14 protein-coding genes are annotated in these 13,445 nt (G+C 39.8%); all 14 read left to right on the top strand.

Annotated elements, in window-relative coordinates; genetic code table 11:
• Nucleotides 1–124: 124 nt before the first annotated feature.
• The 14 genes from pcrA (at nt 125) to NYE32_RS05115 (ending at nt 13,445) form a co-directional block, all read left to right on the top strand.
• Nucleotides 125–2,434, top strand: coding sequence for a DNA helicase PcrA (gene pcrA, locus NYE32_RS05180; RefSeq protein ID WP_110981407.1), 2,310 nt, complete (start codon nt 125–127; stop codon nt 2,432–2,434).
• A gap of 120 nt (nt 2,435–2,554) precedes the next feature.
• Nucleotides 2,555–3,835 (top strand): O-acetylhomoserine aminocarboxypropyltransferase/cysteine synthase family protein, encoded by a 1,281-nt coding sequence (locus NYE32_RS05175; protein ID WP_037597805.1) that lies wholly within the window; start codon nt 2,555–2,557, stop codon nt 3,833–3,835.
• A 60-nt stretch (nt 3,836–3,895) separates the two neighbouring features.
• Nucleotides 3,896–4,651, top strand: coding sequence for an HAD hydrolase family protein (locus tag NYE32_RS05170; RefSeq protein WP_110981406.1), 756 nt, complete (start codon nt 3,896–3,898; stop codon nt 4,649–4,651).
• 67 nt (nt 4,652–4,718) lie between these two features.
• A complete protein-coding gene (gene tpx, locus NYE32_RS05165; protein ID WP_110981405.1) occupies nt 4,719–5,213 on the top strand; it encodes a thiol peroxidase in 495 nt (164 codons plus the stop codon).
• 126 nt (nt 5,214–5,339) lie between these two features.
• Nucleotides 5,340–5,960: a restriction endonuclease subunit S gene (locus NYE32_RS05160; protein ID WP_156685064.1), complete on the top strand. Its 621-nt coding sequence runs from the start codon at nt 5,340–5,342 to the stop codon at nt 5,958–5,960.
• A gap of 88 nt (nt 5,961–6,048) precedes the next feature.
• A complete protein-coding gene (locus NYE32_RS05155; protein ID WP_110981403.1) occupies nt 6,049–6,282 on the top strand; it encodes a DUF1858 domain-containing protein in 234 nt (77 codons plus the stop codon).
• Between the two features lies 1 nt (nt 6,283).
• Entirely contained in the window at nt 6,284–7,630 is a 1,347-nt protein-coding gene (locus NYE32_RS05150; RefSeq protein WP_073949853.1) for a DUF438 domain-containing protein, read from the top strand.
• A gap of 119 nt (nt 7,631–7,749) precedes the next feature.
• On the top strand, nt 7,750–8,631 hold the full coding sequence (gene truB, locus NYE32_RS05145) for a tRNA pseudouridine(55) synthase TruB (protein WP_073949854.1): 882 nt from the start codon (nt 7,750–7,752) through the stop codon (nt 8,629–8,631).
• Nucleotides 8,628–9,539 carry a bifunctional riboflavin kinase/FAD synthetase gene (locus NYE32_RS05140; protein ID WP_110981402.1) on the top strand — a complete coding sequence of 304 codons (912 nt, stop codon included), beginning with the start codon at nt 8,628–8,630 and terminating at the stop codon, nt 9,537–9,539. The genes truB and NYE32_RS05140 overlap by 4 nt, the downstream gene beginning before the upstream one ends.
• Before the next feature lie 69 nt (nt 9,540–9,608).
• Nucleotides 9,609–10,022 carry a Spx/MgsR family RNA polymerase-binding regulatory protein gene (locus NYE32_RS05135; RefSeq protein WP_002890965.1) on the top strand — a complete coding sequence of 138 codons (414 nt, stop codon included), beginning with the start codon at nt 9,609–9,611 and terminating at the stop codon, nt 10,020–10,022.
• A complete protein-coding gene (locus NYE32_RS05130) occupies nt 10,015–10,296 on the top strand; it encodes a UPF0223 family protein (RefSeq protein WP_004182521.1) in 282 nt (93 codons plus the stop codon). Before NYE32_RS05135 ends, NYE32_RS05130 begins: the two co-directional genes overlap by 8 nt.
• Complete coding sequence (locus NYE32_RS05125) at nt 10,286–11,053, top strand: inositol monophosphatase family protein (protein ID WP_339157122.1); 768 nt, start codon at nt 10,286–10,288, stop codon at nt 11,051–11,053. The genes NYE32_RS05130 and NYE32_RS05125 overlap by 11 nt, the downstream gene beginning before the upstream one ends.
• 80 nt (nt 11,054–11,133) lie before the next feature.
• Complete coding sequence (locus NYE32_RS05120; protein WP_064524440.1) at nt 11,134–12,444, top strand: RsmF rRNA methyltransferase first C-terminal domain-containing protein; 1,311 nt, start codon at nt 11,134–11,136, stop codon at nt 12,442–12,444.
• A 125-nt stretch (nt 12,445–12,569) separates the two neighbouring features.
• Nucleotides 12,570–13,445: a phosphate ABC transporter substrate-binding protein PstS family protein gene (locus NYE32_RS05115; RefSeq protein ID WP_064524442.1), complete on the top strand. Its 876-nt coding sequence runs from the start codon at nt 12,570–12,572 to the stop codon at nt 13,443–13,445.

The following is a 13,445-nucleotide window of genomic DNA, read 5'->3' as shown; positions in this document are numbered from 1 at the left end:
AACCTCCCAATAAAAACAAACGATTATTTGCTAAAGTTATTTCACACTCATTATGAATAGAGTCTGCATTTTCATCCAAAAAATGATAAAATAGTAGAGCTTATTTTTGAGAATGGAGAATATGATGAACCCATTATTAACTGGTATGAATGACAAACAGGCCGAAGCCGTCCAAACGACTGAAGGTCCTTTGTTGATTATGGCAGGTGCAGGATCAGGGAAGACACGTGTACTTACCCACCGCATTGCCTACCTTATCGACGAAAAAATGATCAATCCTTGGAATATTTTGGCCATTACCTTTACCAATAAGGCAGCTCGTGAGATGCGTGAGCGTGCTATGGCTTTAAACCCAGCAACTTCAGAAACCTTGATTGCGACCTTCCATAGTATGTGCGTGCGAATCCTTCGTCGTGAAGCGGACCATATTGGCTACAATCGAAACTTTACTATCGTGGATCCTGGTGAACAACGTACTTTGATGAAACGTATTCTCAAGAATCTTAACCTTGATCCTAAGAAGTGGAATGAACGTGCCATCTTAGGGACGATTTCCAACGCAAAAAATGACCTCTTGGATGAAGTGGCTTATGAGCACCAAGCTGGTGACATGTATACTCAAATCGTTGCTAAATGTTACAAAGCCTATCAGGAAGAGCTCCGTCGTAGTGAAGCCATGGATTTCGACGATTTGATTATGATGACTCTGCGTCTCTTTGACAAAAATCCCGATGTGCTCGCTTATTATCAGCAGCGTTATCAGTATATTCACGTGGATGAATATCAAGATACCAACCATGCTCAGTATCAGTTGGTAAAACTCTTAGCATCTCGCTTCAAGAATATCTGTGTCGTGGGTGATGCTGACCAATCAATCTACGGTTGGCGTGGGGCTGACATGCAGAACATCCTTGATTTTGAGAAGGACTATCCTGAAGCTAAGGTTGTCCTCTTGGAGGAAAACTACCGTTCAACTAAGAAAATTCTCCAAGCAGCCAACGAAGTTATCAAGAACAACCGTAACCGCCGTCCTAAGAAACTTTGGACTCAAAATGATGACGGTGAACAAATTGTTTATTACCGTGCTAATGACGAGCGTGATGAAGCTGTTTTTGTTGCTTCAACTATTGATAACATTATTCGTGAAGAAGGTAAGAACTTCAAGGATTTCGCTGTACTTTACCGTACCAATGCTCAGTCTCGTACCATTGAAGAAGCTTTACTCAAGTCTAATATTCCTTATACCATGGTTGGAGGAACCAAGTTCTATAGCCGTAAAGAAATTCGTGATGCCATTTCTTACTTGAACTTAATTGCCAATCCTGCTGATAATATTAGCTTTGAACGTGTCGTTAATGAACCTAAACGTGGAGTTGGACCTGGGACACTAGAAAAGATTCGTACCTTTGCCTATGAGCAAAACATGAGTCTCCTAGATGCTTCAGCTAATATTATGTTATCACCGATTAAGGGGAAAGCAGCTCAGGGCGTTTACGATTTTGCTAACATGATTCTGAACCTACGTGATCAGCTAGATGGACTAAGCATCACTGAAGCTGTAGAGGCTGTTTTGGATAAGTCTGGTTATCTGGATGCTCTTTCGATGCAACAAACACTTGAAAGTCAAGCGCGCATTGAAAATATCGAAGAATTCATGTCTGTTACTAAGAATTTTGACGAAACCAACACCGATGGTACGGAAGACGAGACAGGAATTGACCGTTTAGGCCGTTTCTTAAACGATTTAGCTTTAATTGCTGATACGGACGATGGTGATATGGAAGCAGCAGAGGTAACCTTGATGACTCTCCATGCTGCCAAAGGGCTTGAATTCCCAGTTGTCTTCCTAATTGGTATGGAAGAGGGAGTGTTCCCTTTGTCACGTGCCTCAGAAGAGCCAGATGAACTCGAAGAAGAGCGTCGTTTGGCTTACGTAGGTATCACTCGGGCGGAAGAGATTCTTTTCCTTACCAACGCTAATACGCGTACGCTTTTTGGTAAGACTAGCTATAATCGTCCTAGCCGTTTCTTACGTGAAATTTCAGATGATTTATTACAATATCAAGGTCTAGCACGTCCAGCCAATTCATCATTTGGTGTTCGTTTTACAAAGGAAGAGCCTACACAATTTGGTCAGGGCATGAGTTTACAACAAGCGCTTCAGACCAGAAAAGCAAATGCACAGCCGCAAAGACATACTGGTGCTCAGCCATTTTCAAAAGCCACTGGGGGACTACCTTTTGGTAAGGCTTCAGACTCAGGCAACTCAGCTACTGATTGGGAAATCGGAGATATCGCTCACCACAAGAAGTGGGGAGATGGTACCGTCCTAGAAGTAACTGGAAGTGGCAAGACACAGGAACTTAAGATAAAATTCCCAGAAGTTGGACTTAAAAAAGTCTTGGCAAGCGTAGCACCTATTGTGAAGAAATAGAAAGGGACCGAAAGGTCCTTTTTATAAGCTCTCCCTATCACTTTGATAAAAAATTTCTATTAGACAGCTAGCTTTTCTGGGTGTAGAATGAAGGCAACTTTTGTTTTGGAGGACACCCATATGTCACGAGAATTTTCATTTGAAACCTTACAATTACACGCTGGACAAACACCTGACAAGGAAACAAAATCACGTGCTGTTCCAATTTACCAAACCACTTCATATGTTTTTGACGACGCTCAAGAAGGTGAAGATCTCTTTGCCCTTAGAAAACCTGGTAATATTTACACACGTATTACCAATCCAACAGTAGCAGTACTTGAAGAACGTATTGCAGCCCTCGAAGGTGGTGTTGGTGCCTTGGCTACGGCATCAGGTATGGCTGCAATCACCTATGCTATCCTTGGTTTGGCACATGCTGGCGATCACGTTGTTGCTGCGACAACCCTCTATGGTGGGACATTCAATCTCTTAAAAGAAACCCTTCCACGCTATGGTATCACAACAACTTTTGTAGATGTTGACAATCCTGAAGAAATTGAAGCTGCTATCAAAGATAATACCAAGCTTGTCTTGATTGAGTCTTTGGGAAATCCGCTTATCAATATTCCTGATTTTGAAAAAATTGCTGAGATTGCTCACAGTCATAAGATTCCATTGGTTGCTGACAATACTTTTGGAACTCCATATCTCATCAATGTTATCTCCCATGGTGTAGATATCGTGGTTCATTCTGCAACTAAGTTTATCGGTGGACATGGAACAACTATTGGAGGTCTTATCGTCGATTCTGGTAAATTTGACTGGGAAGCTTCAGGCAAATTCCCACAGTTGGTTGACGAGGACCCATCTTACCACAATATCAGCTATACGCGTGATGTTGGTCCAGCAGCATTTGTAACTGCCCTTCGTACACAACTTTTGCGTGACACAGGGGCTGCCTTGGCACCTTTCAATGCTTTCTTGCTCTTGCAAGGACTTGAAACACTTTCACTTCGCGTCGAACGCCACGTCGAAAATACTAAAAAAATCGTAGACTTTTTGGAAAATCATCCAAAAGTTGAAAAGGTTAACTATCCTGGATTACCATCAAGTCCTTACTATGACTTGGCACAAAAATACTTCCCTAAAGGTCCAGGTTCTATTTTCACTTTCCATGTTAAAGGTGGACAAGACGAAGCACGTACCGTAATTGATAATCTTGAAATCTTCTCAGATTTAGCTAACGTTGCTGATGCAAAATCTTTGGTGGTGCACCCTGCAACAACAACTCACCAACAATTAGCAGAAGCTGATTTACTGGCTTGTGGTGTCACTCCAAATCAAATTCGTATCTCAGTTGGTTTGGAAAACGCAGATGATTTGATTGAAGATTTAAAACTAGCTCTTGATAAAATCTAAGTATTTCAATACAAAATAATTTAACCAGCTCTTTAGCTGGTTTTTTGTTATACTATCCCTATGAAATTTGTTTTTGATTTGGATGGAACCCTATGTTTTGATGGTATGACCATGTCAAAAGACCTACAAAAGGTTCTTTTAACTGCACCAAAATACGGGCATGACATTATTTTTGCAACAGCACGCTCTTACAGAGATTGTCTTAGTATTTTAGAAGGAGAATTGAGAAAGCTGATAGTAGTTGGCTTAAACGGCGGCGAAGTCTTTCAAGATGAACTTTTAGTATCACAATACACAATACCTTCTCCTGCTCTCAGAACGATTGTTAGCTACTGTGATACTTATAATCTCCCTTATTTTATTGATGATACCTTTAATTGTGCTATTCAAAATCCTGAGCAAATCCCTTTTCTTTCAAATGTTGATCCATTAAACAAAGCAAGGATTTTGCCTGTTCATGAACTTAATGAGCCTATCAAAGTTGTTATTCCACTTGTAGAGCATGAAGATATACGTGAAGACCTTATCTTTAATCTAAACAAACTGGAATGTTTAGACCTTAGTTATCATGATATTGAAAGATGTCTTTACATTAATCCTAAAGGTGTGACCAAGGCTAGTACTGTTTTAAACCACTTTGGTAAAGCCTTTGTAGCATTTGGAAATGATCAAAATGATATTTCTCTTTTCAAAAATGCTATATATGGAGTGCAAATTGGTGATTATCCCTACCTAAAAAACTTTGCGGATGAGGTTATTCCTGCAATTAATGCAGTTATTGCTGAAAAAATTAGACTACTGTTTGAAAAGTTCTAAACAAATGCTTAGGCTTATTGCTATATTTACAGTACAATAGTAAAAAAAGTATTGGAGAACAATTAACATGCCAACATTTATTGGAAAACCAGTTACAGTAGCAGAAGACAAACAACTTCAAGTTGGAGATACCTTGCGTGACTTTAACTTAACAGCAGCAGATTTGACGAAAAAATCACTTTCAGAATTCGATGGAAAGAAAAAAGTTATCTCTATCGTTCCATCAATCGATACTGGTATCTGTTCAACTCAAACACGTACCTTTAATAAGGAATTGTCAGAATTAGACGATACAGTAGTTATTACTATTTCAGTGGACCTACCATTTGCACAAGCTCGTTGGTGTGGTGCTGAAGGACTTGAAAATGCCATCATGCTTTCTGACTACTATGATAATAGTTTTGGTAAAGATTATGGTGTCCTCATTGAAGAATGGCACTTGTTAGCGCGTGCAGTTTTAGTGGCAGATGCTGACAATAAGATTACTTATGTCGAATATTTGAACAATATCAATACTGATCCAAACTATGAAGCAGCAGTAGCAGCGGTTAAAAGCTTATAAAATGAGGCTCAGGTCTCTTTTTTATTTTTGCCTTTCTTACAGTTTTTACTTGCAAAAGTATTAGCATCTTGCTATTATTGTATAGCAATACTCAATATGGATAGTAAAATATAAAAAGGAGATTCAATGTCTGAAAAAGAAAGACCTCAACTGATTATCGATTACGAAGCTAATACAGACAAACTTGTTCGTTTAGGCGATGTTGTCGATCAATTTAAAGGAAAAGCTGTTCCTGCTAAGGCAGAACCTGGCGAATTTGCTGTCATTAATCTATCGGATATGACACCCAACGGCATTGCCTACGATGCCCTTAAAACGTTTTCTGAGGAACAACGCAAACTTTTACGATTTCTCTTAGAAGACGGTGATGTTCTTATTGCATCTAAGGGAACTGTACAAAAAGTTGCTGTTTTCGAGGATCAGGGCAAGCGTGAAGTTGTCGCCTCATCAAATATCACAGTATTACGACCTAAGGAAAAACTCCGTGGTTTCTACATCAAGTTTTTTCTTGAGACAGAGATTGGTCGTGCCTATTTAGACTATGCTGATAAGGGAAAGGCCGTCCTAAATTTATCGACGGCTGATCTCCTAGACATCAAAATTCCTGAGATACCAATTGTGAAGCAAGATTATCAAATTGCTGCCTACTTGCGTGGGCGTGCTGATTACCATCGTAAGATGGTGAGGGCTGAGCAGGAGTGGGAAAATATCCAGCATAATGTGACAGAAGCTCTATTTGGAAATTAATCAAAAGCCAGCAAACTAAGATTTGTTGGTTTTTTTTCATTATTCTCGTGTATAATGGAAGTAGTAAATATGTTATTAGGAGGTCATTATGACTACCAACACTATAGATTTATCACAACCTGTTGCAACAATCATTAAAGAGCATCCAGAGGTTAAGGAATTACTGATTGATCTCGGTTTCAAGTCCTTGTCTAATCCAGCTATGCTAAATACTGTCGGTAAGGTGACTAGTCTAAAAGCTGGCTCTAAGTTAGCTAATATTCCCCTAGATAAAATCAAGCAAACCTTGATTTTCAACGGTTATGACGTAATTGGTGACTGATATGGAAGATAATCGTATTCAAATACTCAAAGAAATTCTACTAGATTTGCACCATGGAGCCAGTCCTGAGAGTGTTCAAGAGCGCTTCAATCAACACTTCAAGGGAGTATCTGCCCTCGAAATCTCTATGATGGAGCATGAATTGATGTCATCAGAAGATGGGGTTACCTTTGAAGACGTAATGAGCCTCTGTAATGTCCACGCAAACCTCTTTAAAGGTGCTATTGCAGATGTGGAAGTGGCAGACACTGATCAAGAGGGCCACCCTGTCTATGTGTTTAAACAAGAGAATTTAGCCCTACGTTCAGCTATTCTCCGTATCCGACGTATCATAGAAAATATTAGTAAGCCTGAAAATGAAGATTTTAAATCTGACTTGTTCAATGGACTTAAGCATCAGATGACTCTACTTGGTCAATTCCATAATCATTATACGCGTAAAGAAAAGCTTTTCTTTCCAATAATGGAGCGTTACGGCCATGACTCCCCTCCAAAAGTGATGTGGGGAGTAGACGATGACATCCGAAAACTTTTTAGAGCGGCAGAAGCTAAACTAAAAGAACTTCCAGAGGCTGATTTAGAAGAATTTTCAAAGTCTTTCGAAGCATTCTCAGAAGAGTTTGAAGCCATGATTTTCAAAGAAGAGGCTATCTTACTTATGATTCTGCTTGAAACCTTCACGCAAGACGATTGGCTTTCGATTGCCGAAGAAAGCGATGCCTATGGCTATGCAATAATAAAACCTACAGCTGTCTGGAAACCTAAGCGTGAACGTTTTGAGGAGGTAAATGCTGATACATCGCAAGAACAATCTGAACTAAGTAGTGACGAACATCTGGACAATACCCGAATTATTGACACTCCCGAAGGGCAGTTTACCATCAGCTTCACTCCAAAACCAAAAACTGAAACTGTCGTAGATAGAGAAACGACTCAGCCTTTTGGCAACGGTTATCTTTCTGTGGAGCAGGCCAATCTCATTCTCAACCATCTTCCTTTGGAAATCACTTTCGTCAATAAAGACGATATTTTCCAATACTATAATGATAATGTTCCTGCTAATGAAATGGTTTTTAAACGAACACCTAGCCAAATTGGACGAAACGTTGAACTTTGTCATCCGCCAAAAGTGCTTGATAAGGTCAAGAAAATCTTTGAATTACTAAGAAGTGGAGAGCGTGACCAAGTTCCAATGTGGTTCAAATCTGAACGTTTAGGAAAATTCGTCTATGTTACCTATGCAGCTGTTAGAGATGACAAGGGAGACTTTCAGGGTGTCCTAGAATATGTGCAGGATATTCAGCCTTTCTTTGAATTGGAAAGCGACCTTAATAGAGATATCGATTAATAAGCTAGCAGACCTGCGATTGCTTATGACTATAATACTTAAGAGGTTTGAGACTTTGCTCTCTGCCTCTTTATGTTTCTACCTAGCTCTTTAGGATTGCTTTTGATATAATTAAAAGTATGATTTCAGGAATTATTAATCTCAAAAAAGAGGCTGGAATGACCAGTCATGATGCTGTATTTAAACTACGTAAAATATTACAAGAGAAAAAAATCGGACATGGAGGTACCCTTGATCCAGATGTTACTGGTGTTTTACCTATAGCGATTGGAAAAGCGACTCGTGTTATTGAATACATGACTGAAGCAGGAAAGGTCTACGAGGGAGAAATTACCATTGGATTTTCAACAACTACCGAGGATGCTAGTGGAGATGTCGTTCAAACAACTCCGGTTACAGAGTTAGATGAAGAAACCGTCGATATGGCAATGGCTAGTTTTGAGGGAGAAATCACACAAACTCCTCCTATGTATTCAGCGGTTAAGGTCAACGGAAAGAAACTTTATGAGTACGCCCGCGCTGGAGAAGAAGTAGAGCGTCCACAACGTCAAGTGACAATTACCGAATTTGTCCGTACCTCTCCTATTGAATTGGAAAACAATACCGCAAAATTTACCTTCCGTGTTGCTTGTAGCAAGGGGACTTATGTCCGTACTTTATCTGTCGATTTGGGTGCTAAACTCGGATACGCGAGTCATATGTCTGCTCTTCGTCGAACAGCCTCAGCTGGTCTAACCTTAGATAAGGCACTAACACTCTCACAAATTTCAGAAATGGTAGAAGCGGGGGATACTTCCTTCCTCCTTCCCATCGAATTTGGTGTTCAGGACCTACCAGCTGTTCAAGTCACTGAGGATGATGCTAAAGAAATTTCATTTGGTCGCTTTATTACTATCGATAGCCAAGAACCCTTAGTTGCGGCCTTTTTAGGAGACAAGGTTCTAGCCATCATGGAAAAGCGAAATCAAGTTTATAAACCTAGAAAAGTATTAAGTCAATGAAAGTAACTTCTATTAATGATTATAAAGATATCCATCAGGAAAAGGAAACGGTTCTTGTCTTAGGGTATTTCGATGCTCTTCACCGTGGTCATAAGGTCCTTTTTGATAAGGCGCGCCAGATTGCTGATGAAAAACAGCTTGAAGTAGCTGTCCTTACCTTTAATGAGAGTCCTCAATTGACTTTTCAAAGGTATACGGATGATCTCCTCCTTCATATCACAGCACCTCAGAGACGTTGTGATCTTTTTAAAGCCTATGGCACTGATCAGCTTTATTTAACAGATTTCAATAGTGATTTTGCTCGAACAAGTTCAGACGATTTCATTGCTCGTTATATTAAACGTCTAAAAGCCCAAGAGGTTGTTGTGGGCTTTGATTACAAATTTGGACATCATCGAACAGATGCGGACTACCTAGCCCGTAATTTTTCTGGTAATGTTCATGTCATTGAGGAGCAACAAAGCGATGGTGAAAAGATTTCGTCAACACGTGTGCGTCAATTAATACGAGAAGGCAAGGTTAAAGAAGCCAATAAACTCCTTGGCCATGAATTCTCTACACGTGGCATCGTGGTGCATGGTGATGCCCGTGGACGTACCATTGGTTTTCCAACAGCAAATTTAGCACCTATTGATAGGACTTTTCTACCAGCTGATGGTGTCTATGTTGCCGATGTTGTAATTGATGGCAAACGTTATCGTTCCATGACTAGCCTAGGAAAAAACGTTACCTTTGGGGGAACAGAACTCCGTCTTGAAGCCAATATCTTTGATTTTGAAGGCGATATTTATGGAAAGACAATTGAAGTTTTTTGGCTGGATTATATCCGTGATATGATTAAGTTCAATAATATCGATGAACTATGTGCTCAACTGGAGGCTGATAAAAAAATCGCGGAAAAATTTTAAGAAAGCGTAGCCAAAACTAATCAAATAATGTATAATGATTAGGAATGTTAAAGTGAAAGGGGTGTTTGCGTGGTAACTTTATTTTTATCACCTAGCTGCACCAGCTGTAGGAAAGCACGAGCCTGGTTGACCAATCATGAAGTTGCTTTTGACGAACACAATATTATCACGAGCCCATTAACTCACGATGAGTTAATGAAGATTTTGTCTTACACGGAAAATGGTACTGAAGATATCATTTCAACTCGTTCAAAAGTCTTTCAGAAGCTGAATATCGATGTGGATGATTTGACCATCAAGGAACTCATTCAATTGATTTCTGAATACCCAAATCTTCTTCGTCGACCTATCATTATGGACACCAAACGCATGCAAATTGGTTTCAACGAAGATGAAATTCGTGCCTTTTTGCCTCGTGATTATAGAAAGCAAGAATTGCGCCAAGCGACCATTCGAGCTGAAATTGAGGGTAACAATGACTAAAGGAAATTATTCCTACCCACTCGATCCATCATGGAGCACTGAGGAAATTACCACAGTGCTTCATTTTTTGAGTCAGGTAGAAAAAGCATACGAGAGCAAGGTTGACCGTGACCAACTCTTGCAAGCCTATAAGGCATTTAAAACCGTTGTTCCAGGCAAAGCACCTGAAAAACAACTAGACAAGGCCTTTGAAGAAGCTAGCGGTTTTTCAACCTATCAAGCTGTCAAAGCTGCTAAAGCAAAAGATAAAGGATTTGTATCACTTGGAAAATAAACTGATTTTCGCCAAAGAAATCATCAAAGAAGCCGGTGCTTTTATTAAAGAAAGTTTAAGTAAAACTATCACGGTCGAAGAAAAGACGGCTTATGATGATTTAGTAACTAATATTGACAAACAAACACAAGATTTACTCGTGGCACGTATTAAATCCTCCTTCCCTTCAGACAATATTTTCGCTGAAGAAAATGGCTTGGTTCATAATATTAAAGATGGAAATGTCTGGGTCTTGGATCCTATTGATGGAACGGTCAATTTTATTGTCCAACAAGATAATTTTTGTGTTATGATTGCCTACTATGAAGAGGGGCAAGGAAAATTTAGCCTCATTTACAACGTCATGGCTGATCAACTTTTCTATGGTGGTGGCCAGTTTGATGTGTATTGTAATGACAAGTTGCTTCCAGCATATAAAAACCGACCTTTAGACCGTTGCCTAGTCGCTAGCAATGGAGCTATGTATGCTAAAAATTTTCACGGCTTAAAAGACCTTATTGATAAGACCTTGGGCGTTCGTGTCTACGGTGGTGCTGGTTTAAGCATGTCAAAAGTCCTATCTGGTCAAATTTTAGCTTACTTTTCGGTAATTTACCCATGGGACTATGCCGCAGCAAGTATTATGGGGGAAAAATTGGGTTATCACCTTGAGACCATTACTGGAGAACCACTGGATTATTCTAGTCGTCAAGCTGTGATGCTTGTCCCTAAAGACAGACTTGAAGAAATCAAGCATATTATGGGCTCAGAAAATTAATTTGAAACATAAAACCATACTGGACAAATCAGAACAGCAAGTTCTCTTGGTTAGTCCAGTTTTTTGATAGAAAGGAAACTATGCAATTTCCATCAGACTTTATAGAAAAATATAATAACCTCCTTAGAGATGAAGCTGAGGACTTCTTTGCATCTTTTGATCAAGAAGCCGTATCCGCCTACCGTACCAATCCTTTGAAAAAGCAACAGAAGGACTTTCCTGATGCTATCCCTGAAACACCTTGGGGCCATTACGGTAAAATTTCTGGAAAATCTGCCGATCATGCAACTGGTTTGGTTTATTCTCAGGAACCAGCTGCTCAAATGGTTGCTCAAGTGGCAGCCCCATCCAAGGGAAGTCGTGTCTTAGACTTGGCAGCTGCTCCAGGCGGAAAGTCTACTCATCTTCTTAGTTACTTAGATAATACAGGACTGCTGGTCAGCAATGAAATCAATCCAAAGCGTAGCAAAATTCTGGTTGAAAACATTGAGCGTTTTGGAGCGAGAAATGTTATTGTGACAAACACGTCAGCTGATAAACTAGCCAAAGTTTTCAAAAATTATTTTGATACGATTGTCTTTGATGGACCATGTTCTGGAGAAGGAATGTTTCGTAAAGATCCTGATGCAATCCAATATTGGCATAAGGAGTATCCTAGTGAACTGGCACAATTACAGAAGGACATCTTATCAGACGGTTTGAAAATGCTCGCTCCTGGTGGACAATTGATCTACTCAACCTGCACATGGTCTCCTGAGGAAAATGAAGGTGTTGTTGCTTGGATTTTAGAAAATAATCCTGATCTTGAATTGGTGGCAATCCCTAAATTGAATGGCATGAGTGATGGAATTGATTTTCCGGAAACAGCTCGAATGTATCCACACCATTTCAAGGGTGAAGGCCAGTTTGTGGCAAAATTCCAGGATAAGCGTGTGTCTGAGCAAACACGTATCAAAGAGGGAAAATCTAACCTAAACAAGGAGCAGAAGCAACTTTGGGAAGAGTTTGCAAAAAAACACCTTAAAACTAGACTGGATGGTTTACTGCAAGTTTTTGGGGACAATCTCTACCTGCTTCCAAAAGGGCTCCCAGACCTTTCTAAAGTTAAAATCGCTCGTAACGGTTTGCATCTTGGTGTCTTCAAGAAAAAACGTTTCGAACCAAGTTTTGCTCTTGGAATTGCTTTAACATCTGATGAAGTTGTTTCAAGTATAGAGCTAAGTCAAGACCAGTTTGCCCAATACGTTTCTGGTAATGTGGTTACTCTAGATCAAACACATCCTAACGGTTGGTATCAGCTTTTAGTGGACGGCAATGGTTTTGGGTTTGCTAAAGTTGTTGGAAATACGGTTAAAAACTTCTATCCTAAAGGATTAAGATTTCACATTTAAGAACCTGTAACCAAACTTTAATATGACTTAATTATCCTATACTTGTTATAATTAGATAGGTATCTTTTAACAGCATATCTATGAGACACATTCTTACTTATGTTACAAAATGTCGGAGGACAAAAATGAAAAAAACAAAAGTCCTTGCAGTGATTCTGTCACTGGCAATGGCCATGCTGGTTTTAACTGGCTGTGCCTCTTGGATTGACCGTGGCCAGTCCATTACAGCAGTTGGTTCTACGGCCCTTCAACCCTTAGTGGAGGCGGCAGCAGATGGGTTCGCTGAAAAGAACCCTGACAATATCGTTAACGTTCAGGGGGGCGGTTCTGGTACTGGACTTTCTCAAGTACAATCCGGTGCCGTTCAAATTGGTAACAGTGACCTTTTTGCCGAGGAAAAATCGGGAATTGATGCTAGTAAGCTTGTCGACTTTCAAGTTGCCGTTGCTGGGATTGCAGTTATTACAAATAAAGAAGTCTCTGTAGATAACTTGACAACAGAACAACTGCGTAAGATTTTCACTGGTGAAATCACAAACTGGAAACAGCTTGGTGGTAAAGACCTAGAGATTACTATTATTAACCGTGCAGCTAGCTCAGGATCACGCGCAACTTTCGATGCAGTGATTATGGATGGTAAATCACCAATCCGTACCCAAGAGCAAGATTCTAACGGTATGGTTAAGTCAATCGTTGCTCAGACACCAGGTGCTATTTCATACCTATCATTTGCTTACCTTGATGATTCTGTTAAAACATTGAAGTTAAATGGATTTGAACCCAAAGCTGAAAATGTTGCAACTAACGATTGGCCGATTTGGTCCTACGAACATATGTATACCAAGGGAAAACCGGATAGCTATACCAAACAATTCTTAGATTATATGATGAGTGACGAAGTCCAAGAAAACGTAGTCGCAAAAATGGGTTACATTTCCATCCATAGCATGAAAGTTACCAAGGATGCTGACGGCAAGGTTACAAAGAAGAGTGAGGAGTAA

Origin of the sequence: Streptococcus sp. FSL R7-0248 (assembly GCF_037967965.1) — a bacterium.
In the GTDB taxonomy this organism is placed as follows: Bacteria; Bacillota; Bacilli; order Lactobacillales; family Streptococcaceae; genus Streptococcus.
This window is presented reverse-complemented; position numbering and strand designations above follow the sequence as displayed.

Bases quoted from the DNA above. Each gene is read 5' to 3' on its own strand.
- pcrA (WP_110981407.1), top strand. From the start codon at position 125: ATGAACCCATTATTAACTGGTATGAATGACAAACAGGCCGAAGCCGTC.
- truB (WP_073949854.1), top strand. From the start codon at position 7,750: ATGATTTCAGGAATTATTAATCTCAAAAAAGAGGCTGGAATGACCAGT.
- NYE32_RS05155 (WP_110981403.1), top strand. From the start codon at position 6,049: ATGACTACCAACACTATAGATTTATCACAACCTGTTGCAACAATCATT.
- NYE32_RS05150 (WP_073949853.1), top strand. From the start codon at position 6,284: ATGGAAGATAATCGTATTCAAATACTCAAAGAAATTCTACTAGATTTG.
- NYE32_RS05175 (WP_037597805.1), top strand. From the start codon at position 2,555: ATGTCACGAGAATTTTCATTTGAAACCTTACAATTACACGCTGGACAA.
- NYE32_RS05120 (WP_064524440.1), top strand. From the start codon at position 11,134: ATGCAATTTCCATCAGACTTTATAGAAAAATATAATAACCTCCTTAGA.
- tpx (WP_110981405.1), top strand. From the start codon at position 4,719: ATGCCAACATTTATTGGAAAACCAGTTACAGTAGCAGAAGACAAACAA.
- NYE32_RS05170 (WP_110981406.1), top strand. From the start codon at position 3,896: ATGAAATTTGTTTTTGATTTGGATGGAACCCTATGTTTTGATGGTATG.
- NYE32_RS05115 (WP_064524442.1), top strand. From the start codon at position 12,570: ATGAAAAAAACAAAAGTCCTTGCAGTGATTCTGTCACTGGCAATGGCC.
- NYE32_RS05160 (WP_156685064.1), top strand. From the start codon at position 5,340: ATGTCTGAAAAAGAAAGACCTCAACTGATTATCGATTACGAAGCTAAT.
- NYE32_RS05130 (WP_004182521.1), top strand. From the start codon at position 10,015: ATGACTAAAGGAAATTATTCCTACCCACTCGATCCATCATGGAGCACT.
- NYE32_RS05140 (WP_110981402.1), top strand. From the start codon at position 8,628: ATGAAAGTAACTTCTATTAATGATTATAAAGATATCCATCAGGAAAAG.